At 70.4% G+C, this 25,339-nt stretch carries 25 protein-coding genes; 14 read left to right on the top strand and 11 right to left on the bottom strand.

Annotated features, from left to right (window positions below; all coding sequences use genetic code 11):
* The first annotated feature begins 6 nt into the window (after nucleotides 1-6).
* Both BLR68_RS02760 and BLR68_RS02755 read left to right on the top strand, forming a co-directional pair.
* Entirely contained in the window at nucleotides 7-1,020 is a 1,014-nt protein-coding gene (locus BLR68_RS02760; RefSeq protein WP_018188505.1) for a Gfo/Idh/MocA family protein, read from the top strand.
* Between the two features lie 36 nt (nucleotides 1,021-1,056).
* The gene (locus tag BLR68_RS02755; protein WP_018188504.1) at nucleotides 1,057-1,356 is read left to right on the top strand and encodes a Dabb family protein; all 300 of its coding nucleotides are present in this window, start codon (nucleotides 1,057-1,059) and stop codon (nucleotides 1,354-1,356) included.
* Nucleotides 1,357-1,374: 18 nt separating this feature from the next.
* Here BLR68_RS02755 and BLR68_RS02750 read toward each other — a convergent pair whose 3' ends face one another.
* The 4 genes from BLR68_RS02750 to BLR68_RS02735 form a co-directional block, all read right to left on the bottom strand.
* Nucleotides 1,375-2,466 (bottom strand): alkene reductase, encoded by a 1,092-nt coding sequence (locus BLR68_RS02750; RefSeq protein ID WP_026303010.1) that lies wholly within the window; start codon nucleotides 2,464-2,466, stop codon nucleotides 1,375-1,377.
* Between the two features lie 46 nt (nucleotides 2,467-2,512).
* Complete coding sequence (locus BLR68_RS02745; RefSeq protein ID WP_018188502.1) at nucleotides 2,513-4,552, bottom strand: ABC transporter ATP-binding protein; 2,040 nt, start codon at nucleotides 4,550-4,552, stop codon at nucleotides 2,513-2,515.
* Nucleotides 4,549-6,276 (bottom strand): ABC transporter ATP-binding protein, encoded by a 1,728-nt coding sequence (locus BLR68_RS02740; protein ID WP_018188501.1) that lies wholly within the window; start codon nucleotides 6,274-6,276, stop codon nucleotides 4,549-4,551. Before BLR68_RS02740 ends, BLR68_RS02745 begins: the two co-directional genes overlap by 4 nt.
* 71 nt (nucleotides 6,277-6,347) lie before the next feature.
* Nucleotides 6,348-6,722: a response regulator gene (locus BLR68_RS02735; RefSeq protein WP_256335300.1), complete on the bottom strand. Its 375-nt coding sequence runs from the start codon at nucleotides 6,720-6,722 to the stop codon at nucleotides 6,348-6,350.
* 95 nt (nucleotides 6,723-6,817) lie between these two features.
* Between BLR68_RS02735 and BLR68_RS02730 the strand changes: the two genes are divergently transcribed.
* From BLR68_RS02730 to BLR68_RS02720, 3 genes are read left to right on the top strand one after another with little or no spacing between them, the layout of a single operon-like run.
* Nucleotides 6,818-8,497 carry a PAS domain-containing sensor histidine kinase gene (locus tag BLR68_RS02730; RefSeq protein ID WP_026303009.1) on the top strand — a complete coding sequence of 560 codons (1,680 nt, stop codon included), beginning with the start codon at nucleotides 6,818-6,820 and terminating at the stop codon, nucleotides 8,495-8,497.
* A 27-nt stretch (nucleotides 8,498-8,524) separates the two neighbouring features.
* Entirely contained in the window at nucleotides 8,525-9,211 is a 687-nt protein-coding gene (locus BLR68_RS02725) for a hypothetical protein (protein WP_026303008.1), read from the top strand.
* Nucleotides 9,208-9,759 (top strand): DUF4352 domain-containing protein, encoded by a 552-nt coding sequence (locus tag BLR68_RS02720; RefSeq protein WP_018188497.1) that lies wholly within the window; start codon nucleotides 9,208-9,210, stop codon nucleotides 9,757-9,759. The genes BLR68_RS02725 and BLR68_RS02720 overlap by 4 nt, the downstream gene beginning before the upstream one ends.
* Before the next feature lie 398 nt (nucleotides 9,760-10,157).
* Here BLR68_RS02720 and BLR68_RS02715 read toward each other — a convergent pair whose 3' ends face one another.
* Complete coding sequence (locus BLR68_RS02715; protein ID WP_256335316.1) at nucleotides 10,158-11,501, bottom strand: hypothetical protein; 1,344 nt, start codon at nucleotides 11,499-11,501, stop codon at nucleotides 10,158-10,160.
* Nucleotides 11,502-11,561: 60 nt separating this feature from the next.
* On the opposite strand from BLR68_RS02715, the gene BLR68_RS02710 reads away from it, so the two are divergent.
* The 3 genes from BLR68_RS02710 to BLR68_RS02700 all read left to right on the top strand — a co-directional run bounded on the left by BLR68_RS02710 (nucleotide 11,562) and on the right by BLR68_RS02700 (nucleotide 14,214).
* Complete coding sequence (locus BLR68_RS02710; protein WP_018188495.1) at nucleotides 11,562-12,029, top strand: SRPBCC family protein; 468 nt, start codon at nucleotides 11,562-11,564, stop codon at nucleotides 12,027-12,029.
* A 156-nt stretch (nucleotides 12,030-12,185) separates the two neighbouring features.
* Nucleotides 12,186-13,817 carry a ParA family protein gene (locus BLR68_RS02705; protein ID WP_018188494.1) on the top strand — a complete coding sequence of 544 codons (1,632 nt, stop codon included), beginning with the start codon at nucleotides 12,186-12,188 and terminating at the stop codon, nucleotides 13,815-13,817.
* A 7-nt stretch (nucleotides 13,818-13,824) separates the two neighbouring features.
* Nucleotides 13,825-14,214 (top strand): hypothetical protein, encoded by a 390-nt coding sequence (locus BLR68_RS02700; protein WP_018188493.1) that lies wholly within the window; start codon nucleotides 13,825-13,827, stop codon nucleotides 14,212-14,214.
* Here the strand turns inward: BLR68_RS02700 and BLR68_RS02695 are convergent, their stop codons facing one another.
* Nucleotides 14,215-14,397, bottom strand: coding sequence for a DUF1272 domain-containing protein (locus tag BLR68_RS02695; RefSeq protein ID WP_018188492.1), 183 nt, complete (start codon nucleotides 14,395-14,397; stop codon nucleotides 14,215-14,217). It lies immediately after the preceding gene.
* Nucleotides 14,398-14,502: 105 nt separating this feature from the next.
* On the opposite strand from BLR68_RS02695, the gene BLR68_RS02690 reads away from it, so the two are divergent.
* The gene (locus BLR68_RS02690; RefSeq protein WP_018188491.1) at nucleotides 14,503-15,345 is read left to right on the top strand and encodes a hypothetical protein; all 843 of its coding nucleotides are present in this window, start codon (nucleotides 14,503-14,505) and stop codon (nucleotides 15,343-15,345) included.
* Here the strand turns inward: BLR68_RS02690 and BLR68_RS02685 are convergent, their stop codons facing one another.
* Both BLR68_RS02685 and BLR68_RS02680 read right to left on the bottom strand, forming a co-directional pair.
* Nucleotides 15,346-15,615 (bottom strand): hypothetical protein, encoded by a 270-nt coding sequence (locus BLR68_RS02685; RefSeq protein WP_018188490.1) that lies wholly within the window; start codon nucleotides 15,613-15,615, stop codon nucleotides 15,346-15,348. It abuts the gene before it with no gap.
* Nucleotides 15,616-15,720: 105 nt separating this feature from the next.
* Nucleotides 15,721-16,611: a LysR family transcriptional regulator ArgP gene (locus BLR68_RS02680; RefSeq protein ID WP_018188489.1), complete on the bottom strand. Its 891-nt coding sequence runs from the start codon at nucleotides 16,609-16,611 to the stop codon at nucleotides 15,721-15,723.
* A gap of 67 nt (nucleotides 16,612-16,678) precedes the next feature.
* Here BLR68_RS02680 and BLR68_RS02675 point away from each other — a divergent pair, with 67 nt between their 5' ends.
* The gene (locus tag BLR68_RS02675) at nucleotides 16,679-17,350 is read left to right on the top strand and encodes a LysE/ArgO family amino acid transporter (protein WP_018188488.1); all 672 of its coding nucleotides are present in this window, start codon (nucleotides 16,679-16,681) and stop codon (nucleotides 17,348-17,350) included.
* Between the two features lie 21 nt (nucleotides 17,351-17,371).
* Here the strand turns inward: BLR68_RS02675 and BLR68_RS02670 are convergent, their stop codons facing one another.
* Together BLR68_RS02670 and BLR68_RS02665 are read right to left on the bottom strand one after the other, a co-directional pair.
* On the bottom strand, nucleotides 17,372-17,734 hold the full coding sequence (locus BLR68_RS02670) for a histone-like nucleoid-structuring protein Lsr2 (RefSeq protein ID WP_018188487.1): 363 nt from the start codon (nucleotides 17,732-17,734) through the stop codon (nucleotides 17,372-17,374).
* Between the two features lie 28 nt (nucleotides 17,735-17,762).
* Nucleotides 17,763-18,611: a helix-turn-helix transcriptional regulator gene (locus BLR68_RS02665; protein WP_018188486.1), complete on the bottom strand. Its 849-nt coding sequence runs from the start codon at nucleotides 18,609-18,611 to the stop codon at nucleotides 17,763-17,765.
* A 125-nt stretch (nucleotides 18,612-18,736) separates the two neighbouring features.
* Between BLR68_RS02665 and BLR68_RS02660 the strand changes: the two genes are divergently transcribed.
* Nucleotides 18,737-19,087, top strand: coding sequence for a DUF485 domain-containing protein (locus BLR68_RS02660; RefSeq protein ID WP_176770663.1), 351 nt, complete (start codon nucleotides 18,737-18,739; stop codon nucleotides 19,085-19,087).
* A complete protein-coding gene (locus BLR68_RS02655; protein WP_018188484.1) occupies nucleotides 19,084-20,703 on the top strand; it encodes a solute symporter family protein in 1,620 nt (539 codons plus the stop codon). The genes BLR68_RS02660 and BLR68_RS02655 overlap by 4 nt, the downstream gene beginning before the upstream one ends.
* A 65-nt stretch (nucleotides 20,704-20,768) precedes the next feature.
* Here the strand turns inward: BLR68_RS02655 and BLR68_RS02650 are convergent, their stop codons facing one another.
* A complete protein-coding gene (locus tag BLR68_RS02650) occupies nucleotides 20,769-21,287 on the bottom strand; it encodes a methylated-DNA--[protein]-cysteine S-methyltransferase (protein ID WP_018188483.1) in 519 nt (172 codons plus the stop codon).
* A gap of 193 nt (nucleotides 21,288-21,480) precedes the next feature.
* Between BLR68_RS02650 and BLR68_RS02645 the strand changes: the two genes are divergently transcribed.
* Nucleotides 21,481-25,173: a DEAD/DEAH box helicase gene (locus BLR68_RS02645; protein ID WP_018188482.1), complete on the top strand. Its 3,693-nt coding sequence runs from the start codon at nucleotides 21,481-21,483 to the stop codon at nucleotides 25,171-25,173.
* Entirely contained in the window at nucleotides 25,163-25,339 is a 177-nt protein-coding gene (locus BLR68_RS17910) for a hypothetical protein (RefSeq protein ID WP_018188481.1), read from the top strand. The genes BLR68_RS02645 and BLR68_RS17910 overlap by 11 nt, the downstream gene beginning before the upstream one ends.

The following is a 25,339-nucleotide window of genomic DNA, read 5'->3' as shown; positions in this document are numbered from 1 at the left end:
GGCGGGATGCCTCTCCTCCCCGCCCCGCGCCTCATCGACCCCGCCGCCGTCCCCGCCCTGCGCTGGGGTGTCATCGGTACCGGGATCGCCGACCAGTTCGTGCACGCGATCCACACCCATACGACGCAGCGCGCGGTGGCCGTGACGGCACGCGACACGACGAAGACCCACGCCTTCGCAGAGCGGCACGGCATCGCGCGCACGCACGACTCCGTCGATGAGCTGGTCGCCGACCCCGACGTCGACGTCGTCTACGTCGCCACGCCGCATCCGCTCCACCGCGAGCAGGCGCTCGCCGCCATCGCCGCCGGAAAGCACGTGCTCATCGAGAAGCCGATCGCGATGACCGCGGCGGACGCGCGCGAGATCCTCGATGCCGGACGCGCAGGAGGCGTGCTCGTCGCCGAGGCGATGTGGACCCGCTACCTGCCGCAGGCCGACGTGATCCGCCAGCTGCTCGAGGCGGGGACCCTCGGCGAGATCGACCTCGTCCGCGCCGACTTCGGGTCGCTCGTCCCCTTCGACCCCGCGAGCCGGATGTTCGCCCCAGCGCTCGGGGGCGGCGCCATGCTCGACCTCGGCGTCTACATCGTCGCGTTCGCCTCGTCGATGATCGGACCGCCCACGACGATCCGCGCCGTCGGCACCCTCGCGCCGACCGGTGTCGACGACAGCGCCACGATCGCCCTGAAGACGGATGCCGGGGCCCAAGCCTCCCTCACGACGACCTTCGGAGCGGTCACGCCGATCGAGGCATCCGTCTTCGGCTCCCGCGGCCGACTCGATGTCCTCAGCCCGTTCTACGGGCCGACGGGGCTGCGCCTCAGCGTCGATGGGCAGGTCGAGGAGTGGCGCGACGACACCCTGCCGCAGGTGCACGACGGGCTCGGCTATCAGGCGACCGCGGTCGCCTCGTTCGTGGGAGCCGGGCTCGTCGAGTCCCCGCTGCACCCGCACGACGAGGTCGTGTCGGTGCTCGCCACGATCGACGAGGTCCGCCGTCAGATCGCCGCCGGCTGAGCACGTGCTGGTGGCCCGGGGTTAGCCTTGATCACCATGACCATCCAGCACACCGTCATCTTCGCCCTGCACCACGCGGAGGATTCCTCCGAAGAGAAGACGTTCCTGACGGACGCGCAGCGGTCCCTCTCGGCCATCCCCGGCGTCCAGCAGTTCCGCGTCAACCGTCAGATCAGCCCGCGCAGCGACCTGCGGTGGCAGTTCACGATGCTGTTCGATGACCAGGCCGCCTACGACGCGTACAGCGCCCACCCCGACCATGTCGCCTTCGTCGAGAGCCGCTGGAGTCACGAGGTCCGCGACTTCCAAGAGTTCGACTTCGTCGCCGGCGACTGATCGGGGCGGGCGGGGCGCTCAGCGCTCCGAACGCACGTCCGCGAGCGACGGGTAGTCGGTGTAGCCCTCTGCTCCGCCGGTGTAGAAGTACTCCGGACGCGGCTCGTTCAGCTCGGCGCGCTGCTCCCACCGGGTCGGCAGATCCGGGTTGGCGATGACCGGGCGGCCGACGGCGACGGCATCCGCCCATCCCTCGAGCACGAGCTCCTCGGCCTCTTCACGCGTCGTGACGACCCCGAAGCCCGAGTTGAGGATCGTGGGTGCGCCCGCCGCGTGGCGGATGTGCTGCACGATGTCGCTCTTCGGGTCGGCGTGCAGGATGTCGACGAACGCCAGACCCAGCGGGGCCAGGCCCTCGGCGAGGGCCGTGTAGGTCGCACGCGCGTCGGCGTCATCGCTCTCGAGGACACCGGGGATCTGGTGCTGCGGCGAGAGACGGATGCCGGTGCGCTCCGCCCCGACCGCCTCGGCGACCGCGCGGGTCACCTCGATGCCGAAGCGCGCGCGGTTCTCGGGAGATCCGCCGTACACGTCGTCGCGGACGTTCGACTCGGGGGAGAGGAACTGGTGGACGAGGTAGCTGTTCGCGCCGTGGACCTCGACACCGTCCATGCCCGCGGCGATCGCGTTGCGCGCCGCCTGCACGAACTGCGCGACGGTCTCTGCGACCTCCGCCGTCGTGAGGGCGTGCGGGACGGGGAGGTCGACCTTCTCGCCCGTCACCGTGCGCCCCTGGCCTGGGGAGGCGATGGCGCTCGGGCCCACGACCAGGTCGACGCCCGAGATCTCGGGGTGCGAGACGCGCCCGCCGTGCATCAGCTGCATCACGATCGTGCCCCCCTCGGCGTGCACCGCGTCGGCGACGCGACGCCAGCCGGCGATCTGCTCATCGGTCTCGATGCCCGGCTGGCCGGGGTAGGACTTGCCGGCGACCACGGGCCAGGTGCCCTCGGTGACGATGAGGCCGACACCGGCGCGCTGGCGGTAGTACTCGACCATCACATCGTTCGGCACACCGTCCTCCGCAGCCCGTGTGCGGGTGAGGGGTGCCATGACGACACGGTTGGACAGATCGAGGGCGCCGAAGACGGCGGATTCGTACAGGCTCATGGTGAGGGGCAACGACACGTCAGCACGGTCGTATTCCCCTCCACTGTCACTCGGCCGGGGGAGTGCCCTCCTCGGCCGGTGCCGCGTCGACCAGGTCGTCGTGCGCCTGCTCGAACTGCGAGCGGTAGAGGCGGTAGTAGGCGCCCTGCTGACCGATGAGCTCCTCGTGCGTGCCCTTCTCGACGATGTCGCCGTGCTCCATCACGAGGATGAGGTCGGCGTCGCGGATCGTCGACAGACGGTGCGCGATGACGAACGAGGTGCGTCCCTCGCGCAGCGCCGCCATCGCGTGCTGCAGCAGGAGCTCGGTGCGCGTGTCCACGGATGACGTCGCCTCGTCGAGGATCAGCACCGCCGGCTGTGCCACGAAGGCACGGGCGATCGTGATGAGCTGCTTCTCGCCGGCCGACACGTTCGAGGCGTCCTCGTCGAGGAGCGTCTCGTAGCCGTCGGGCAGCGAGCGGACGAACCGGTCCACGCGCGTCGCGACCGCGGCATCCACGATCTCGTCATCGGTCGCCGAGGCGCGGCCGTAGCGGATGTTCTCGCGGATGGTGCCCGCGAACAGCCACGGGTCCTGCAGGACCATGCCCGTCCGCGAGCGGACGTCGTCGCGCGAGAGCTGCGCGATGTCCTGCCCGTCGAGCAGGATGCGTCCGCCGTCGAGCTCGTAGAAGCGCATCAGCAGGTTGACGAGCGTCGTCTTGCCCGCACCCGTCGGGCCCACGATCGCCACGGTCTGCCCCGGCTCGACGCGGAACGACAGATCCGTGATCAGTGGGTGCTCGGGTGCGTAGGCGAACTTCACGTGCTCGAACTCGATCACGCCGCGCCCTTCGCCGCGGGCCGGCGCGTCAGCGGCATCCGGCTCCTGCTCGTCGGCGTCGAGGAGTTCGAACACGCGCTCGGCCGACGCGGTGCCCGACTGGACGACCGCGGCCATGCCGCCGAGTTCGGACAGCGGCTGCGTGAACTGCTGCGAGTACTGGATGAACGCCTGCACGTCACCGAGACGCAGCTGACCACTCGCGACCTGCAACCCGCCGAGCACGGCGATGCCGACGTAGGTGAGGCTGCCGACGAACGTCATCGAGGGCATGATCATCCCCGAGAGGAACTGCGCCTTGAACGCGGCCTGGTAGAGCTCCTCGTTCTCCTCCTGGAACTTCGCACGGGCATCGGCCTCGCGGCCGAACACGCGCACCAGCGAGTGCCCCGAGAACGACTCCTCGACGCGGGCGTTGAGGCGGCCGACTTTGCGCCACTGCACCCCGAACGCCTTCTGCGACTTCGGGCCGATGACGCCGAAGATGATCGCCATGAGCGGCAGGGCGATGAGGGCGACGATCGCGAGCTGCCACGAGATCGAGAACATCATGACGAGCACGCCCACCACGGTGAGCACCGCCGTCAGCGCACCCGACAGCGACTGCTGCATCGTCTGGGTGATGTTGTCGATGTCGTTCGTGACACGGGAGATGAGCTCGCCGCGCTGCACACGGTCGAAGTGCGACAGCGGCAGACGGTTGAGCTTCGCCTCGACGTCTTCGCGCAGGCGCCACATCGTACGGACCATGATCACGTTGATGACGTAGCCCTGCGCCCACGTCAGGATCGCCGACACGACGTAGATGACGAGCACCCACGTGATGATCACCTTGAGGGCGTCGAAATCGACGCCCGAGCCGGGGGTATAGTTCTGCATCGCGGCGACGATGTTGGCGAAGTCGTCCTGGCCCTGACCGCGCAGCGCGGCGACCGTCTCAGCCTGGCTCAGCCCGGCGAACGCGGGGTTGTCACCGAGCATGTTCGACAGGAACCCTTCGAAGACGATGTTCGTCGCCTCGCCGAGCACCTTCGGAGCGATCACCGCGAGGACGACACCGATCGCTCCGGCGAGCGTCACGAGGCCGAACATCCACTTGAACGGCGCCAGCAGGCCGATCATGCGGATGAAGCTGGGCCCGAACTGCGACGCCTTGCCCGGCGCGACCGAGTCCCACGATCCGCTGTTCAGGCGCGCCTGCTCGGCGAGCTCGGCTTCGAGCTTCTCCTCGTCGGTCATCTGCGTGTCCGGCGCGCTCATGCGTCCACTCCCAGCTGCGATTCGACGATCTCTCGGTAGGTCTCGTTGGTGGCCAGGAGCTCCTCGTGCGTTCCGACGCCGACCATGCGGCCGGCGTCCAGGACGACGATGCGGTCGGCGTCGGTGATCGTCGACACGCGCTGCGCGACGACGATCTTCGTCACCTCCGGTAGCTCGCGCCAGAGCGCCTGACGCAGCCGGGCATCGGTGGAGAGGTCGAGGGCCGAGAACGAGTCGTCGAAGACGAGGACGTCGGGCCGGTGCACGATCGCGCGGGCGATCGAGAGCCGTTGACGCTGCCCGCCGGAGACGTTCGTCCCGCCCTGCGAGATGCGGGCGTCGAGCCCGCCGTCCATCTCCTCGACGAAGTCGCGGCCCTGTGCGATCTCGAGAGCGTGCCAGAGTTCCTCGTCGGTCGCGTCCTCGCGCCCGAAGCGGAGGTTCGACGCGATGGTCCCGGTGAACAGGAACGGCCGCTGCGGCACGAGGCCGATGCCCTTCCAGAGCTCGTCGAGGTCGGCTTCGCGGACGTCGACACCGGCGACGCGGACCGACCCACCGGTGACGTCGAACAGGCGGGGGATGAGCGAGACGAGCGTCGTCTTGCCGGCACCGGTCGACCCGACGACGGCGACCGTCTCGCCGGGCGCGGCCGCGAAGGTGAGGCCCTCGAGCACGGGCGCATCCGCGCCCGGATAGGTGAAGGCGACGTCGTCGAACTCGACCGCACCGGGGCGCGGGAACTCCCGCACCGGCTTCTCGGGACGTGCCAGCCCGCCCTCGACCGCGAGGACCTCGCCGATGCGGTCGGCCGAGACGGCGGCGCGCGGGATCATGATCGTCATGAAGGTGGCCATCAGGACGCCCATGAGGATCTGCCCGATGTACTGCATGAAGGCGAAGAGGGTGCCGATCTGCACGCTGCCCTCGTTGACCTCGATGCCGCCGAACCAGATCACGCCGACGACCGTGATGTTCAGCACGAGCATCGCGAGCGGGAACATCAGCACGAACAGCGACCCGACCTTGCGGCCGACGACGAGGATGTCGGTGTTGGCGCCGCGGAAGCGCTCCTCCTCGATCGGTTCGCGCACGAAGGCGCGGACGACGCGAACGCCGGTGAGCTGCTCGCGGAGGATGCGGTTCACGGCGTCGAGCTTCTTCTGGTAGCTGCGGAACAGCGGCACCATCCGGCTGATGATGAGGATGCCGATGACCAGCAGCGCCGGCACCGAGACCCCGATGAGCCAACTGAGCCCGACGTCCTGTTGCAGCGCCATGACGATGCCGCCGATGGCGAGCAGCGGAGCGGTGACGAGCATGGTCGCGCCCATCATCGCAAGCATCTGGACCTGCTGCACGTCGTTCGTGTTGCGGGTGATCAGCGATCCCGCGCCGAACTGGGTGACCTCGCGCTCCGAGAAGCCGCTGACGCGGTCGAAGATGTCGCGGCGGATGTCGCGCCCGACCGCCATGGCGGCCCGCGCGGCGAAGAAGGTGGCGACGATCGAGGCCACGATCTGGCCGAGGGCGATGACGAGCATGAGCACGCCGTGCGACCAGATGTAGCCGACGTCGCCCTGCGTGACGCCCTTGTCGATGATGTCGGCGTTCAGGCGGGGAAGGTACAGCGCAGCCATGGCGGAGGCGAACTGGAAGAGCAGCACGCCGATCAGCAGCCAGCGGTAGGTCCGGAGGTACCGGACCAGAAGGGTTCCGAGCATATTGTCAGAGTGCCACCACCCGCCGACATCCGCGTCCCCCTGCGGGCGGATGTCCGCTCAGGGCGTAGGCATCAGCTCGCGAGTTCGAGGAGCTCCTTGACGTGGCCGACGACCTCGCGGGGTCGGAACGGCTTGGCCACCACCTCGTCGACGCCGGCGCGGATCGCGTCCTCCTGGTCGGAGCTGTGGACGCGCGCGGTCAGCATGATGATGTGCGGCTGCGGGATGTCGGTGCTCCGCCGGATCTCGCGGGCCGCCTGGATCCCGTCCGTCCCGGGCATCATCCAGTCCATGAGGACGACCCGCGGCCGGTCCGCGCGGACCCGCTCGACGCCCTCGCGACCGTTGCCCGCGCGTGCGGTCGAGATCCCGGCGCGCTCGAGACTCGAGACGAGGAGCATAGCGATGTCGTCGTCGTCGTCAACCACAAGAACCGAAATCGCCACCCCCGTACTCTGACACCGATCCTGCGGTGCGGGTAATCCGAGCCCCGCCGCCGGCTCGTCGGGGGCTGTCCCCGGCACGGGAGGGGGACCCGAGCATGAGTGAACGTCCGATGTGGAAGCCGATGCGACCCGAGGAGTTGTTCTCGCGGCTCCAGCTCCCGTTCGTCGCCGGGGTGACGTTCGTCGTCATCGCGGCGGGTCTCGCCGTCCCGAGCCTGTGGTCCGCCGGACCCGTCCTCGCCGGCGTGGGTCTCGCGTATGCGGCATCCGCCTTCTTCCTCCTGCCGCGGCGCGCATGGCTGCTGACGCCCTGGGGGATCGTGGTGCCGCTCGTCGACATCGTCGCGCTCGCCCTGCTGCGCGCATCGCTCTTCCCGTACATCCCGACCGTCGGCGTCCTCTGCCTCATGCCCTTCGCGTGGATCGCGCTGCGGTACCGCTGGCAGGCGCTCGCCCTCGTCTTCCTGGGTGGGCTGCTCATCGCGGGGCTGCCACTGGTCCTGCAGGTCGAGACCGTGTCGACGCCGCTGATGGTCCTCAACCTCCTCACACTGCCGTTCCTGACCACGGGCATCTCGGTCGGTATCCACCTCGCCGTGAAGAGCTTCCGCAAGAGCCGACAGGAGGTGGAGGATGCCGCGCGCCGCCTGCAGGCGAACCTCGAACAGTCGCGCGACGATGAGATGGTCCTGCGGACCGTCCTCGACACGGTGAACGGGGCCGTCGCGTTCTACAACGCGGAGGGTCGCCCTGTGCTGGCCAACCGCGCCGCACACAAGCTGACCGGCGTCGTCGGCTTCCGCTTCGACGAGGCGCCGTACGCGGGGCCGCATGTGTTCAAAGCCGACCGGAAGACCCCGGTTCCGTGCGCCGAGCAGATCATCCCGCGTGCCCTCCGTGGCGACGCCATCCGCAACCACCTGGAATGGTTCGGCCAGCCCGGCGACCAGGTCGCGATCCTCTCGTCCTCGGGTCGCGTGCACCGCTCGAACGGCGAGCTGCTCGGCACGGTGGTTGCGGCCTACGACGTCACCGACCTCGCCGACGCCATCGAGGCGCGCGAGGAGTTCCTGACGACCGTCTCGCACGAGCTGCGGACACCCCTGACCTCCGTCGTGGGGTACACCGAGCAGGTGATCGACATCCTGGGCGAGGATGCCGAACGCCTCGGCATCGGCACGGCGCTGGGCGCGATCTCGCGCAACAGTGAAGTGCTGCTCGAACGGGTGTCGCAGCTGCTCACCGCCGGCAACAAGAAGATGGTCCTCGCTCCGACGGTCGTCGACGTCGCGGAGCTCGTCGAGGAGACGGTCGCCGTGATGGAGCCGCTCGCGCGACAGGCCGGTGTCGCGTTGTCGCTGGAGTGCGACGAGAACGTCATCGCCGAGCTCGACTCCCGTCGTATCGAGCAGGCGGTCGAGAACCTCCTGACGAACGCCGTCAAGTTCACGCCGTCCGGCGGGTCGGTCTCCGTCAGGGTCACCCACGTGGCGGACGGCGACCAGGTCCACATCGCGATCAGCGACACCGGCATGGGTATGACGGCCGACGACAAGCGCCGTGTGTTCGATCGGTACTACCGGGCCACCGCCGTGCGGAAGGACGCCGTCCAGGGCATCGGTGTCGGCCTGTCGATCGTCAAGTCGATCGTGTCCGCCCATGCCGGCGATGTGGACATCGAGAGCGAGCCCGGCGAGGGGACGACGATCACGCTGTGCCTTCCGCGGATGCGGGAGCCCGTCGCGCCGGCGGAGGAGTTCGCGCTCTCGGCGTGACGACGGCCCCGTCGCTATGCTGTCGCCGTGACTGGCCCCGTAGACGAGCCCCGCAGCCCTCGCCGGGCGCGGGACGCGCGGTGGCTGCGCGCGGCGACGGATCGGGTGCCGACGACGTGGATCCCCGGCATCCTCACCGCGGTGTTCCTCGGCGCGGCCGCGGCGTTCGGCGGGCTCGAGGCGGTCGCCGCGCCGCCGGTCGCGACCCTGGAACCGGGGGAGACGCACGTGAACGACATGCTGTCGATCACGGTCGAACGTGCCGTGCTGATCGACACGCTGAGGGACGCTGGCCTGTACGCGGACCCGGAAAAGGGGGAGCGTGTCGTGGCGGCCGTGGTGCGGGCGGAGAACGTCTGGGACATCGCTCTGCCTGCGGCAGCCCAGGGGAAAGGGCTGTCGGGGTCGATCATCGCCAGCAATCTCGGTGGGCGGTATCCCGACGCGGTGGCTCGCCTCGACGACGGGAACACGGGCCCGTGGTTGCAGCCCGGGGTCCCCGTCGAGCTGGTCGTCGGGTGGATCATCAAGAAGGACGACCTGACGGATGCCGATGAGTTGTCGCTCGAGATCCGAGACTTCTCACTCATCACGGGCAAGTTGGTCGTGAACGGGGAATGGTGGGACAGCCCGGTGGTCGTCGCGGAGATGGACGTCCCGCTCACCGATGTCGGCGCCGGCGCGAACCAGCCGAGCCAAGGAGCATCCCGGTGAAAGGCGTCACAGTGTGGGCCGGCGGCATCGTCCTGCTGGTTGCGGCGTGGGGAGTCACCCAGATCCCTGCAGGCCAAGCGTTGAGGGAGGCGTCCTTCGTCCAGGCCGTCGACGTCGGAGACCGCGCCGTCGGGCGGCAGATGGCCGTGACCATCACAGACGTCGCCGCCGCCGAGCGGATCTCGGATGAGGTCGGCTGGTCCGCCGACGGGACGTGGATCGTCGTGGACCTCAGCGTCGAGGCCGTGAACACCGAGGAGGGCGCCGTCCTCGGCCTCGCCACCCTCCTGATCGACGGCGACACCTACCGCGCCAGCGAACGACCCGTGTCGCTGCTCGGCAAGGCGCTGCAGGTGGGGGTACCGAAGACGGGGAGCGTCGCGTTCGAGCTCCCGGCGGGGGTGCGGGACGGCACCGCCGTCATCCGCTTCACTGTGAGCGATCGCGATTGGCGCCTCGATTCCGTCGTCGAGTTCACCGTCGATCTCGGCAGCCTGCGCTGGGACGACGAACGCGAGCTCGCCCCGCTCGCGGGGGGTGGCGTGTGAGTGCCTGGTGGCGCAGCAATCGGCGGGCCCTGCTCGCGCTGATCATCCTCGTTCCGCTCACCTCGGGAGTGTTCCTCGGGTGGGAATGGTGGAAGGTCGCGCGGTACGAGCCCACCTTCCCGACGGTGGCCGAGCAGGGCCGTGTCGCGGACTTCGCCGACATCACCTTCGGCCCGGCCACCGCGACGGAGGTCTCGCTGCTGGGCGTGACGGCTCCCGAGGGGACGAAGATCCTCTGGGTGCGCGTTCCCGTCGATCGTCACGGCGCGGCGACCGGCTGCACGCTCACGGGGTTGCGTGAGTTGGGCGGACAGGGCCGCTTCTGGAGGGACGAGTCCAAGACGGTCGACTGGGACTACCGCCGGTACACGGCGTGCCCGAACGACCGGCGGAGCGACCTATTCCCGCGCGGGGCGTTCCAGATCGACGTGCCGTTCATCGTCCCCGACGACGTCGAGGGCCCGCTCGGTGTCGAGCTCGTGATCCCGGACGAGCTGCCGGGCTACGTCCGACTCGTCGTCGTGCCCTGACGCGACGACGGGCGCCCCGATGAGCGCGCCCACCGTCGCGTCGTAGGCACCGGCGATCACCACGGTTCGGATCGGTTCGATGATGACCGGGGCGATGAGGAGGAACAGTGCCCCGCCGGCGCGCCAGAAATCGTCGGGGCTCTGCGGTCCGACCAGGCGGGTGACCCCGAAATCGATGAGATCCTGCGCCAGCAGGACGAGGACGTAGGCGAGGACGTAGCAGCCGATCAGCACCGGGCCACCGCGCCACATCAGGACGACCGCGCGCCAGATCGGCTGGAAGCGCGAGCCGAGGCTCGCGCCGATGTCGGCGAGTCGGCGACGCAGCCGCTGCGGGATGCTGCCGTACCGCTGCCGGGCCCGCTCGGCGATCCGGCCGCGCCACTGGACCCCCCGTGGCGCCACAGCCTGGCCGTAGACGACGCCGGCGACGGTGAGCCAGGCGAGGGGGACGGCGACGAGCCCCACAGCCTCTGCCGTGACCGTGGCCACGGCATCCCACACCCATCCCAACGGGGCGAACCAGTCGCCGATCGACTCGCGCAGCTGACCCACCCACGCGCTCGCGCGGCGGGACTGCACCCACGCGGTCAGCTGTCCTGTCGCGTTGCCGACGAAGTAGGCGGCGAGGAAGATCCACAGACCGTCGAGGTAGGTGGCGACGAGGGAGCTCCAGCGGGGCAGTCGCCCACGCCAACGGCTCCACGCCCACCGTCCGACGAAGGCGAGCACGACCACCGTGATCGTCATCGGATCCCACGGGAGCTTGTCGACGGCACCGGAGACGTCGGCGTCCACGCCGGTGACGGCCCCTTCTGCGATTCTCCCGATCTTGACCTGAAGCGCGGTGTCGAGATAGGTCGCGACGTCCTCGTTGAGGAAGCCGAGGGCGGCATACACCGCCAGGAAGGGGAGGACGGACGACAGCATCGCGTCACGGAAAGCGACTCGTCTGCCGGGTCCATCGGTCGGAGGCGGCGCGATCGCGCCGAGGCGCGTCATCCCGTCCCGCAAGACGAGGAACATCCCGACGAGGCTCACGAGCTTCGCGAGGATCGCGAGGGGGATGATCAGCATGCCGCCGAGCGCCGTGTAACCGCCGACGTATCCGGCCGCCTCCAGCCCGATGTATCGGCCGAGGACTCCCGCGAGATACCACGCGACGAGCGCGGGCCAGTGGCGCACGAGGAGGCGCCACGTCATCCCGAGCATCGTCCGCACGGTCTTACGGTAGCGGCAGGTCGGATGCCGCGTGGGGTTAGCGTGAGCCTCATGACAGCGACGTTCACCGAGGTCACCCGCGCGGCCTGCGCGCCGGAGGAGCTCTTCACCCTCTCGCTGTCGATCGACGCGCATCTCGCGTCGATGGCGCGCTCCGGTGAGCGCGCTGTCGCCGGGGTCACGAGCGGGACCATAGGGCTGGGAGAGACGGTCACCTGGCGGGCGCGGCATTTCGGTGTCGTGTGGACGATGACGTCCCGGATCACCGCGCTCGAGCACCCGCGTGGGTTCGTCGACGAGCAGGTGCGGGGGCCGTTCCGATCGTTCCGCCACGAGCACCGCTTCGAGCGCGACGGGGACGGCACCGTGATGACGGATGTCGTGACGCTGCGCTCGCCGCTGTTCGGCCCGATCGTCGAACCGCTCGTGCTGCGCCCGTATCTGCAGCGGCTCATCCGCGCCCGGAACGCCGTCCTCGTCGCCGCGCTGTCCGGGCCGCGGCCGGATCCGACTCCCTGAGAGCTGTTCATGCCCGTCCAGCGGGGATTTCGGGGCCGCGCGCGATAGCGTGGGGAGGCGCACTCCGTCGGCGCACGGAGACTGTCTGAGTTCGTCGCTCGCGCCGCCGGCCCCCGGATCGGTCCGCTCACGCAGCCGGTCCACCGAAAGGAACCCATGAGCACTGGCAGTGAACCGGCACGCGCGTACGCGCACGTCACCGGCGGAACCGCACGGTTCACGACGGTCGACGGTGCCGAAGAGACCCTCGAAGCCGCCGACGTCGACGCCGTCCGTCGCCTCCTCATCGACCGGGTGCGAGCGGATGCCGTCGCTTCCGGTGCGCCCATCGAGCTCGTCACGAGCGGCGACCGCGGCGAGCACCACCTGCTCCTAGACCCGGCGGGCGACATCGACGTCGAGGTCGACGACCGCACCGTGACGCGTGCCGAACTGCGACAGCAGGCCTGGTGGACCACGGAGCCGGAGGCCGACGCTGAGCCCGAGGTCGAGGCCGAGGTCGAACCCGAGGTCGAGCCGGAATTCGCGGCCGAGCCCGCCCTCGTCGCCGAGGTGCCCTCGTTCTTCCCGCCGGCCCGCTCCGACGCCGCCGCGATCTCCGAGGCGCCCGCCGCGTACGACGACGGCGACGACGACGACCTGGACGACGACGTCGTCGACACCCCCGCGGAGTGGGTCCCCGCCCGCGTGGCCGAGATTCCCGCCGCAGCACCGGCCGCCCCCATCGAGGCCGACGCCGCCAACAGCGGCACCGACCCGGTCGACGTCGCGCGCGCATCGTTCGAGTCGGACGAGCAGCCCCCCATCGATGCGCCGCCGACGACCGACGCCGGTCCCGCCGCCGACACGCCCTTCGAGGCATCCGCTTCCCAGGGGTCGCGTCCGTCGTTCATCGAACCTGCCGGCGAACACCCCGCCACCGTCTCCGGGTGGCGCTCGTTCTTTGTGCGCCTCGGCATCCCGATCCGCCCGTCGAAGGCCGAGCTCGAGCGCGCCGAGCGCGAGCGGGCCGTCTCCCGCCAGTGGGCCGGATGCCGCGCCATCGCGGTCGCCAACGGCAAGGGCGGCGTCGGCAAGACGATGACCACCGCTGTCCTGTCCGCGGTCTTCGCACGCCACGGCGGAGGCAATGTCCTCGCGTGGGACAACAACGACACCCGCGGGACGCTCGGCTGGCGCACCGAGCAGGGCGACTACGACACGACGATCCGCGACCTGCTGCCCGAAGCGGCGAGACTGCTCGAAGCGACGGCATCCGTCTCGGACATCGCCCGCTTCGTCCATCACCAGTCCGTCGACCGTTACGACGTGCTGCGCTCCAACCCCGAGCTGCTCGCAGCGGACCAGCGCATCACGACGGCGGACTTCGATCTGCTCGCTCAGGTCGCGGCCCGCTACTACCGCATGGTGATCTTCGACTCCGGCAACGACGAGTCGGCCGATCGCTGGTTGCGGATGATCGACTCCGCCCACCAGCTCGTCGTCCCGACGCTCGCCGCTCCCGAGTCGGCGGAGTCGGCGGCGCTCCTTCTCGACGCCCTCCGCAAGCGCGACGAGCACTCCCGTCGCCTCGCCGACGGAGCGGTCGTCGTGGTCGGGCAGTCCGAGCGGGCCGGGATCAGCGCGGCGCAGCGCATCGCGGCGGGCTTCGAGGGCCACGTCCGCGCGGTCGAGATCATCCCCTTCGACGACTCCCTGAAGGCGGGCCGCATCCGCTACGACGCGCTCCAGCCCCGAACGAAGGACGCATGGATGCGCGCCGCGGCCGCGGTGGCTCAAGGACTGTAGGTCCGGTGTGCGCATCGCCACGGGGGTGATGTTCGTCATTGCCGTGCTGGCCGGACTGATCCTCGTCGGCGGCCTCTTCCTCGACACCCGGGAGAGCGCGGACGCGCGGTGCTGGTTGGACGATCACCCGGCGGGTGTCGCGGTGTCCGAAACGGCCCTCCTTTCCGCGGAGGCGACCCTGGTGCCCGTGGGCCGCCAGTGCACCTGGGCGGCGGCGTCGGGCGGCGACGCCATCGTCACGCACACGGGGTGGCCGAGGACGATCGGCTTCCTCGCCGTGACGGTGGTCTCGGCGGGCCTGGCGGTCGTCGGTGCGATACGGCGGCGCGCCGGCGCTGTCGCCCCGCTGGTCGTCTGCGTCCTCGCTCTCGGAGCCGCCGCCTTCTGGGCGAACTGATCAGGCGCGGACCGCTCGAGTGGGACGGCGCTGGAGATCACCGCCGCAGTTCGGGCAGGCGGCATCCGTGAACCCGACGACACAGGACGCGCACCACGTGCACTCGTACGAGCAGATGAAGGCCTCGGCGGCCGCGGGCAGGGCGCGGTCGCACGATTCGCAGGCGGGTCGCATCTCGAGCATCCTCCGACGATACGAGTGCCGGTATCGCCGCCGAAGGCGAACGGATGCCGGAGGTCGAAGGAATCCTGCCGATCCGAGGCGCCGGGCATGCGGGAGGATGGGCGAATGACCGCTCCCGATCACGACACGCGGCTGATCGAGGTCGCCGCGCGGCTCAGTGTCGCCCCGGCCGGTGTTTTCGTCGCGCAGCGGACCGCCGCCGCGAAGGATGCCGAGGATCGAGACCTCGCCGCCGCGATTCGTGGCCTGCGGAAGCCCGTCCTCGCCGCGTGGGTGGTCAACCTCCTCGCCGCCGAAGACCCGCAGGCGCTGGCGCCCGCCGTCGAGCTCGCTGAGGCGTTCCGTGACGCCGCGGATGCCGGTGACGCACGCGCGCTCGCGGAGCTCACGGCGCGGCGCCGCGGCATCCTGCACGACCTCGTCGACCGTGCCCTCACCCTCGCGGCCGACAACGGCGTGGACGTCGGTGCCACCGCCCGCGCCGCGGTCGAGCAGACCCTGGATGCAGCACTGCGGGATCCGGATGCCGCGGCCGCCGTCGCGAGTGCGCGGTTGCTGCGTCCCATCGAGGCGACCGGCATGGACCGGCCCGATCTGACCGACGCGGTGTCGGGTCCGTTCGACGCGGGCTCTGCTGAGCCGGACGGAGGGGACGAGCTCGCCGATCGACGCGCCGCCCGCGACGCCGCTCGAGCAGCGGCAGAGGCCCGCCGCCACGCCGAGACCACCCAGAAGCAGCTCGCCCGCGCGGAGGATCGGCTGGCGGCCGCCCGGGCGCGGGTCGCGTCGCTCGAAGAGCGCCTCGCCGAGATCGACCGCGAGCGTGCCCGGACGGCCAACGATCTCGACGCCGTTCAGGAAAAGGCGGCCCAGCTCACCGAGGAACGCACCGCCGCGCGCGATGCCGCACGTCGGGCGAAGAAGGCCGCTGAGGCGGCGTCCACATGATCAGCTGCGCGAGCGGTTCTGATCGAGCGCGGCGGTCGCGGTCGACCAGACCAGGGTCTGCACGACCTCTTCGGCTCGGTCGTAGCGAGAACCGGACAGTACGACGTACACGGCACCGACGACGTCGATGAATCCGGCCACTTGGCCGCCGATCCGCACTTCGTAGCGAGCATCGCCGATCAGGTCCCACTGGATCCGCGAGGCCCGGGTCGCGGCATCCGCCGGTCGACGGGCCGGTAGCGCGCGCAGCGTTTCAGGATCCACATACATCTTCCGCACCTCGTCCCTCGCACCCGGCCGACACTTGCCCCAGGGGACCACCATCGCCCGGGCTCCGGTCGGTGCAGAGGGGATTGACGGGATGCCGCGAGGTCGCTACGCGAGGACGGGGGAGTCGGCTGCCGTCTGACGCACGGCATCCGTCACCGTGTCGAGAAGCTCGGAGGACAGGTTCCACCGCTGCCAGTACAGCGGGACCTCGATCGTGTCGTCGGCGAGGACGACGAGGGATCCGTCGGCGACTCCCGCCTCGAACTGACCGGGGAGCAGCATCCCCCAGCCGAGTCCCAGGACGATCGCCTGCGCGAACTCGGCCGACGCGCTGATGACGTGGCGTGGCGGCTCCCGCCGTGCGCCGTGGCGATGTGCGAAGGAACTCTGCAGGGTGTCGTGGCGGTCGAAGTCGACCCGGGGAGCGCTCTCGAGCGCCGCGCGGTCGAGCCCCAGCGGGAACCATCGCTCGGCGAAGTCTTGCGTCGCCACGGCGGTGTACCGCATCCGTCCGAGCGGGGAGGCGACGCACCCGGCCACGGGCTCCCGCTGCGACGTCACGGCGGCCATGACGGTACCGGCGGCCAACAGCTGCGCAGTCCGTTCCTGGTCCTCGCGGTGCAGTTCGAACGTGACCGGCCTCACCGTGGTGGCGGCGGCGAGGGCCGGCAGGAACCAGGTGATCAGCGAGTCCGCATTGACGGCGAGCGACACGAGAGGAGCGTCTGTGTCGTCGCCGAGCGCCCGCCGCGCGTCGTGCTCGAGAAGGTCGAGCTGGCGCGCCAAGCGCACCAGCGGCTCGCCCGCCTCGGTGGCGGCGATCGGCTTGGTCCGGCGCAGCACCGGCCGGCCGACGCGCTGCTCGATGACACGGATGCGCTGACTCACGGCGCTCGGCGTGATGCCGAGGCGTGCCGCCGCGCGGTCGAGCGTGCCCGCGTCGATGGCCGCCACGAGGGTGCGCAGGTGCTCGAACGGGATGTCCACGCCCGACATTCTACTGAAGGAATGCTTCAGATCCTGAAGAATCTTTCGCTGTACTGCACACTCACGGATCCCTAACGTGGACGACGTGTCTCCTGATCTCGCCGCCTTCCTGTCCGCCCTGGGCCTCTGTTTGGGTCTGATCGTCTCGATCGGGGCGCAGAACGCGATCGTCCTCCGCCAGGGGCTGCGCCGCGAACATGTGGGCATCGTCGTCCTGGTCTGCGTCGTCAGCGACGCGATCCTCCAGACGCTCGGCGTCGCAGGAGTCGCGACCCTCGTGACCGCTCACCCGTGGCTCGAGACACTGGCCCGGTGGGCGGGAGCCGTCTTCATCGCGGGCTTCGCGATCGTCAGCGCGCGTCGCGCCTGGCGCGGCGGGGGCAGCCTCGACGCCGCCCCCGACGACCAGGCAACGGATGCCGCGGCGGCTGGCGGCACCGTCCTGACCCGGCCGCGCACGGCCACCCGGACGGCGACGCTCCTGACGATCCTCGCCGTGACCTGGCTGAACCCGCACGCGCTCGTCGAGACCACCGTCGTCCTGGGATCCGTCGCGGCGACGCACGGCGATGCGCGCTGGTTCTTCCTCGCCGGCGGCATCACCGCCAGCACGCTGTGGTTCGTCCTCTTCGGCTACGGTGCGCGCTACTTGGCGCCGCTGCTGCGCACCGAACGCGCGTGGCGGATCCTCGACGGCGGGATCGCCGTGATCATGCTCGTCATCGCCGTGACCCTCGTCCTCGGGTGAGGTCAGGGGAGCGGAGGAGCGTCAGTGCGCGGCGTCGTACGCGTCGAGCACCTGCGCGGGAACACGGCCGCGCTCCGACACCTGGTAGCCGTTCTTCGCGGCCCACTCGCGGATCGGCGCGTAATCGCGCTGGCCGGAGCGCTTCTGCACGCGGCCGCCGCCGGACGAGCCGGCCGGGCGACCGGCGGACGTGCGGTTCGACACGCGCCGGGCAGCGTCGATGTACGGTGCCAGCGTCTCGCGGAGCGCGTTCGCGTTGTCGTGGGTGAGGTCGATCTCGTAGGCGGTGCCGTCGACGGAGAAGAGGACGGTCTCGCCGTCGCCGACTTCGAGGACGGTGCCGTCCAGGTCGTCGACGAGCTGATGCACGATTTTGCGGGCCATGCGCTGAGCATAGTGGCGCCGGTGGCGGCTACGGCAGCAAGCCGGCCCGGCGCGCCTTGGCGACGGCCGCGTGGCGGGTCGAGGCATCCAGCTTCGCCATCGCCGCCTGCAGGTACGACTTGACCGTCCCCTCCCGCAGCGACAGTGAGGCGGCGATCTCGGCGTTGGTGGCGCCGAGGGCGCAGCAGGCGAGCACGTCGAGCTCGCGAGGCGAAAGGGCGACGTCGAGCGGAGCGTCGGCCGCGGCGGGCCGGGCGATTCCGGCGAGTCGTCGCTCGACGGCGGCGATCCGCTCGCGCAGGTCGGGATCGCCGACGGATGCCGCGATGCTCCGCAGCTCCGCATAGCTTTCGCGGAGGTCCTCCTGCGCGGCTGCCGGGAGAGCCGGCTCGGCGGGGAGGAGGGCTGCCACGCGGCGGTCGACCTCGTCGCGCACGCGGAGTTCGGTCGCCAGCATGTCGGCGGCGCGGAAGGCGGGGCGACTGACGAGGTCGCCGACCGGCCCCGGGGTCCACGAACCGCAGTAGACGATGCCGCGCGGACGGCCTGTCACCACGACGGGGACGGCGAGGAGAGTGGAGATGCCCTCGCCGAGGATCGCGCGGTCGTAGTCGTGCGTGATGGTGCGAGCGGTGCGGTAGTCGAGCGCCAGGCGCGGACGCTTCTCGAGCATCGCCGCTCCGCCGAGGCCCCGGCCCGCTTCGACGACGAGACCCTCGATGCTGCGCGTGCGGGTCCCGGCGATCGCGGTGACATGGACGGCGCCGCCGCGCTCGAGTCCGCCGAAGACGACGGGAAACCGGGTCTGACGAGCCAGATCCGACACGGCTCGGGAGACGAGCCGCGTGTCCGCGTCGCTCTCTGCCGACGATCCCACGCGTACCTACTTCCGGGGGTGACGGCACCTCTGCCGCCTTCGTACGGTCGAACCTACCACGCGGCTGATTCCCAGGAACGGCCCGTGAGAGCACTGTCGCTCACCCCATGAGGCAAGGAGGCCACATGTCGTCCCAGTCCCCCCACGGAGGCGTGGAAGGGAGTGCCATCGACTACGTCGCGGTCGAAGGATCGCCGCGTTTCGTCGAACTGAAGAAGAAGCATCGCAGCGTCGTCTTCCCGCTCGCCCTGCTCTTCCTCGTCTGGTACTTCGTCTACGTCCTGCTCTCGTCCTTCGCGCCCGACTTCATGGCGCAGGAGGTCTTCGGCCACATCACCATCGGCCTGCTCCTGGGCCTCGGCCAGTTCGTCACGACGTTCGCGATCACGATGGGCTACGTCGCCTTCGCGAACCGCACGCTCGACCCGATCTCGTCCGAGATCCGCTCCGACCTCGAACGTCAGGAGGCGCGATGACCTCTGTCCTGCTCGCCGCCGCACCCGCCACCGCTGCGGAGAACAACCCCGTCCTCAACATCTCGATCTTCGGCGCGTTCGTCGCGGTGACGCTGTTCATCGTCATCCGGGCGAGCCGCAACAACAAGACGGCGGCCGACTACTACGCCGCCGGTCGCTCGTTCACCGGCCCTCAGAACGGTTTCGCCATCGCCGGTGACTACCTGTCGGCGGCATCCTTCCTCGGCATCGTCGGCGCCATCGCGATCAACGGCTACGACGGCTTCCTCTACTCCATCGGCTTCCTCGTGGCGTGGCTTGTCGCGCTGCTGCTGGTCGCCGAGCTCATGCGCAACACCGGAAAGTTCACGATGGCCGACGTGCTGTCGTTCCGTCTGAAGCAGCGCCCCGTGCGCCTCGCGGCCGCGATCACGACGCTCGCGGTCTGCTTCTTCTACCTGCTGGCGCAGATGGCCGGTGCCGGTGGACTCGTGTCGCTGCTCCTCGGCATCACCGAGCAGATCGGGCAGTCGATCGTCGTCGCCGTCGTCGGCGTCCTGATGATCGTCTACGTCCTCATCGGCGGCATGAAGGGCACGACCTGGGTGCAGATCGTCAAGGCGTTCCTGCTCATCGGCGGCGCCATCGTCATGACGATCTGGGTGCTCGCGATCAACGGGTTCAGCCTCGACACGCTCCTCGAGTCGGCCGTCCAGAAGTCGACCACCGACCCGCAGGAGGCGATCCTCGGTCCGGGCCTGCAGTACGGCGCGAACCCGTGGGACTTCATCTCCCTCGCGATTGCCCTGGTGCTCGGCACCGCGGGCCTGCCGCACGTCCTGATGCGCTTCTACACGGTGCCGACCGCCAAGGAGGCTCGTCGCTCCGTCGTTTGGGCGATCTGGCTGATCGGACTCTTCTACCTGCTGACGCTGGTACTCGGCTACGGAGCCGGCGCGATCGTCGGGTCGGAGACGATCAAGGCGGCGCCCGGTGGCGTCAACTCCGCGGCCCCGCTGCTCGCGGCGGCTCTGGGCGGACCGGTCCTGCTGGGCTTCATCTCTGCGGTCGCCTTCGCGACGATCCTCGCGGTCGTGGCCGGACTGACGATCACGGCGGCGGCATCCTTCGCCCACGACATCTACGCGAACGTCGTGAAGAAGGGGAACGTCCCGCCGGACGGCGAGGTCAAGGTCGCCCGTCGCACGGTCATCGTGATCGGTGTGCTCGCGATCCTCGGCGGCATCGGTGTGCAGGGCCAGAACGTCGCGTTCCTCGTGGCACTGGCCTTCGCGGTCGCCGCCTCGGCGAACCTCCCGACGATCCTGTACTCCCTGTTCTGGCGCAAGTTCACCACCCGCGGCGCGGTGTGGAGCATGTACGGCGGTCTCGCCACCGCGATCGTGCTCATCGTCCTGTCGCCCGTGTTCTGGGGGACCGAGACGAGCGTGTTCAAGAACGTCGGCACGGCGATCTGGCCGCTCAACAATCCGGGCATCATCTCGATCCCGGTGGGCTTCCTCCTCGGCTGGCTGGGGTCGGTGACCTCGCGCAAGGCGGAGGACGCCACCAAGGCCGCCGAGATGGAAGTCCGCTCGCTGACCGGATACGGCGCCGAGAAGGCGGTCGATCACTAACCGAGCGGATGCCGCGACGAGGCGGGCAGGGACGGCCTACACGTCCCTGCCCGCCTCCGTCATGCTCAGCCCGTCCCCGAGGCGACCCGCTCCTCGAGATCGAGGAGGAACCGCTTGTGCTCGGGCCGACCCCCGTACTCGCCGATCGACCCGTCGCTGCGGATCACCCGATGCGCGGGAAGCACGATCGACCACGGGGTGCGGGCGCACGCGGTCCCCACCGCGCGATGCGCCCGCGGCGCCCCGGCCGAGATCGCCACCTCGGCGTAGGACGCCGTTTCGCCGTACGGCACCTCGGCGATCGCCTCGAGCGCGCGTCGGGTGAAGCCCGCGGTGAGTCCCCAATCCAGCGGAACGGTGAACTCCCGACGCTCGCCCGCGAAGTACTCGTCGAGTTCGGCCGCGGCGGCGGCGGACGGACCGTCGTCCTCGGTGGGCACGGCATGCAGTAGCAAGCTGAGCCGGGCCACCTCGGCGTAGGCCGGGCCGTCCAGGACGGACAGCGCGGCGAGGCCCTCGCCGGTCGTCACCAGGAGGGCCTCGCCGATCGGTGTCGGGTGCACCGAGTAGGTTGCGTTCGTCATGCCCTCATCATGGCGCGGGGTCACCCGACGCACGTCGGGGGAGCGGCCGGGTGGGGAGGAGCGGCATCCCGGACCGGATGTGGAGGAAACGGGGCACAGACGGCAGCTGATCCGCGAAACTCGGCCGTCGATCCCGCTTTCCCAGCGCGACGCGCCTAGTGTTTCTCGTGTGTGGCGAGCAGAGAGCGGTGCTGTGCGCGGCGAGACGGCCGAGCAGATGCCCTCGGTGACCCCGGCGGACGTGACGCTGTCCGACCCGGAGGTGCTGGTCATGCACGCGGCGGTGCCCGAGCGGAAGCGTCTGCGCGAAGAAGCGGCGCAGCTCGGCGGTGCGTCGACGCTGCTGCACTACCGCGACGACGGCGATGCCGGCATCGATATCACCAAGGCGCACCCGGGCAGCCTGCCCCAGTTCATCACGGGGCGGCCGACGCTCCTGTCCAACATGTTCCGCGACGAGGTCGCCCTGCGCACCGCGCGGTTGGCCGCCGAACGCATCACCTCGAAGGACGTCGAGCTGCGCACCGCGCGCGGGCTCGACACCGTGCACCTGGCCATCGGCATGGCGTCGTGGCGCATCGGCAGCACGAGCTGCATGGCCCCCGTGCTGCTGCGCCCCCTGACGATCCGCCGGCACCACACCGATTTCGACCTGCGCCTCCACGGCTTGTTCCGCGTGAACCCCGAACTCGTCACCGCCGCGCGCCTCCACTTCGGTGTCGACCTCGACGGCGACGCACTGGCGGCCCTCGCTTACGACGGCGGGGTGTTCCAGCCGCAGCCGGTCATCGATCGCCTCCGCGCCCTCACGGCGCAGGTCCCCACCTTCACGGTTCAGCCGCGTCTGATCGTCTCGACCTTCGCCGACGTCGCCTCCGACATGGAACGGGATGCCGTCGACCTCGACCATCCCGTCCTCAACGCCCTCGCCGGCCACCCCGCCGACCGCGAGCGCCTGTCGTTCGTCCGGCCGCAGCCCGCGTCGATCGGTCTCGACGACCGCACGCCTGCCGCCGACCGGCTGCTCCTCGACGCGGATGCCGAGCAGGAGGCCGTCCTCGCTCGGATCACGGAGGGGCAGTCGCTCGCCGTCCACACGCTCCCCGGCACGGGCGGTACGCAGACGGTCATCAACGCCGTCGGCGAACTCGTCCGCTCGGGCAAGCGCGTCCTCGTCGTCAGCGCGCGCCGCTCGACCCTCGATGGGGTGCGGCACCGCCTGACCGGTATCGGACTGCAGGGTCTCGCCGTCTCACCCACGCGTCTTCACCGCGACCTCGTTCGCGCGATCGGTCGCAACGAGAAGGCCGAGCAGCCCAAGGTCGCCGAAGTCGACGACGCGCTCGTGCGCCTGCGCTCGGTCCTCCGCGACTACCGCGCCGCGCTGACGCAGCGTCACGCCTCGGTCGGCGTCTCGCCGCTCGAAGCACTCCGTGAACTGACGCGCATCGGCGAGCACGAGCCGCAGCCCTCCGCGACGACCCGTTTCGACCTCGCCACCGTCCAGCGGCTCGCCACCCGTCGCGTCGAGGCGGCCGAGGCTCTCGCGGCATCCGCTCGGCTCGGCGAGTTCCGCATCGGACCCGACGACTCACCCTGGTACGGGGTCGCGTTCTCGACCACGGAAGAGGCGCGCGCCGCGCACGCCCTCGCCGGTCGGCTGCACCGGACCGAGGTGCCCGGGCTCCTGGAGCGCGGGTACGAACTCATCGGGCAGACCCGGATGCGGCCGTTCACGACGATCGCCGAGATGGGCACGTACGTCCAGCTGCTGCAGGGCATCCGCGCGTCTCTCGACCGCTTCAGCCCCACGGTCTTCGAGCGGCCCCTCACCGACCTCATCGCCGCCCACTCGTCGCGTCGCGACTCGGCACAGATGACCCCCGCGAACCGGCGCCGGCTGCGTCGCCTGTCGAAGGAGTACGTGCGTCCCGGCATGCACGTCACCGACATGCACGAGGCGCTGATGCGGGTCCAGAATCAGCGTGCGCAGTGGCAGCAGCTCGTCGACGCGGGCGTGACGCCCGAGATCCCGATCGGGCTCGACGACGTCGCCTCCGCCTGGCAGCGCGTGAACGCCGATCTCGCCGACCTCGACCGCGCGCTCGGGCGGACGGAGGGGCTCGCGTCGCTGCCCGTCCCGCAGCTGCTCCGGACGCTCGCCGGGCTCGCCGCGGCATCCGACGTCTTCGACAACCTCGTCGAACGTGCGGCCCTGCGGAGCGAACTCGCCCAGCTGGGGCTCGAGCCGCTGCTCATGGAGCTCTCGACGCGTCACGTGCCCGAATCCGAGGTCGCGAGCGAATTCGAGTACGCCTGGTGGCGCTCCGCCCTCGAGGCGATGCTGCGGTCGGACCGCGCCCTCCTCGGCGCGAACACGCAGGTGCTGGACAGACTCGAGCGCGACTTCCGTCTCGTCGACGAAGCCCACGCATCGTCGTCCGGACCGCTCCTGTCGTCGGAGCTCGCCAAGCGCTGGCGCATCGCGATCGTCGACGAACCGCGCGAGGCCGCATCGCTGAAGGCGGCGCTGCGCGGCGGGACCGCGTCGGCGGACGAGCTCGTCGCGGCGGCCCCGACCCTCATGCGGGTGCTCGCTCCGGTGTGGCTCGCCTCGCCGTACGAAGTGCCGCACGTGCCCGACCATCCCGACTTCGACGTCGTCATCATCGCGGATGCCGCGGCTCTCTGCCTCGCCGAGGCGACGCCCGCGCTGCGACGCGCACGCCAGATCGTCGTCTTCGGCGATCCGGTCACGCAGAAGCCGACTCCGTTCCGACTCTGGTCGGGTCGCGGCGAGGAGTTCGAGGCGCCCGAGGTGCCCTTCGACGACCGGAGCGTGTTCGACCGACTGAGCGAGCTCCTCCCCGTCGAGACACTCACCCGCAGCTACCGCGCGGGTGGAGAGGATCTCGCCGAGCTCGTCAACGACGCCTTCTACGGGGGAGCGATCAGCTCGCTGCCGTGGGCCGGTTCGTACCTCGGCCGAGGCAGCCTGAGCGTCGACTACGTCGAGGGCGGCACGGGCGCGCCGGATCCCGATACGGGAGCGGTGGAGAGTCCGGATGCCGAGGTCGCCCGCGTCGTGACCCTCGTCGTCGAACATGCGATCAATCGCCCGGCCGAGTCGCTCATGGTGGTGACCGCGTCGGCGCGCCACGCCGATCGCATCCGCGCCGCCGTCGCGAGTGCCTTCGCGGGACGCTCCGACGTCACGAACTTCGTGGGTCGCGAGACGGCCGAACCGTTCGCCGTGCTCGGCCTCGAGGAGTCCGTCGCCGAGAGCCGCGACCGCGTCATCTTCTCGCTCGGCTTCGGGCTCACGAAGCACGGGCGCGTCCTCAGCGACTTCGGCGACCTGTCGACCCCCGACGGTGAGCGGCTGCTGACAGTCGGGATGACGCGCGCCCGCCGGTCGATGGTCATCGTCTCGTCCATCCGTCCCTCCGCGTTCGACGAGGGACGCCTCACGCACGGCGCCGCGACGCTCATGTCGATCCTCGGACGCATCGCCGCGCGCGGCCGCGACGCTCGCCTCGAGGACCTCGCCGACCCGCTCACGCTGACGCTCGCCCAGCACCTGCGAAGCCTCGGCGTCTCGGTCGACGTGCACTACCGCGGTGGTCAGCTGCCTCTCGTCGCCCAGTACAAGGGCAAGGCCGTCGTGGCCGACCTCGACCCCGAGAGCACGCACGACAGCCTCCGCGAGACACTCCGTCGCCGTCCCCAGCTGCTGCGTCGCCTCGGGTGGCACTACGTTCGCGTGCACGCCTTCGAGGTCTACAACGACCCCGCCGCCGTCGCTCTGCGCATCGCCGGTGTCATCGGCGTGCAGCCCGAGACGCCGTCGGCCCCCGGTTCCACCCAGCCGATCGATGTCGACTGAGCGCCAGCGCGTCGAGCGGGTCCCGGGCTCCCGGCGCGCGAAGCTGACGCCTGCGCCCGGGACGGACACGACCCCCGAGACGACGAACGGGCCGGACGCGGGGGAACCCCCGGCATCCGGCCCGAACGATGATCGCCTGCGGAACGACGTCCCGCCGCACTACTGA

Origin of the sequence: Microbacterium sp. 77mftsu3.1, assembly GCF_900100525.1 — a bacterium.
In the GTDB taxonomy this organism is placed as follows: Bacteria; Actinomycetota; Actinomycetes; order Actinomycetales; family Microbacteriaceae; genus Microbacterium; species Microbacterium aquilitoris.
The sequence above is the reverse complement of the archived record's forward strand: the minus strand, read 5'-3'. Positions and strand labels throughout refer to the sequence as shown.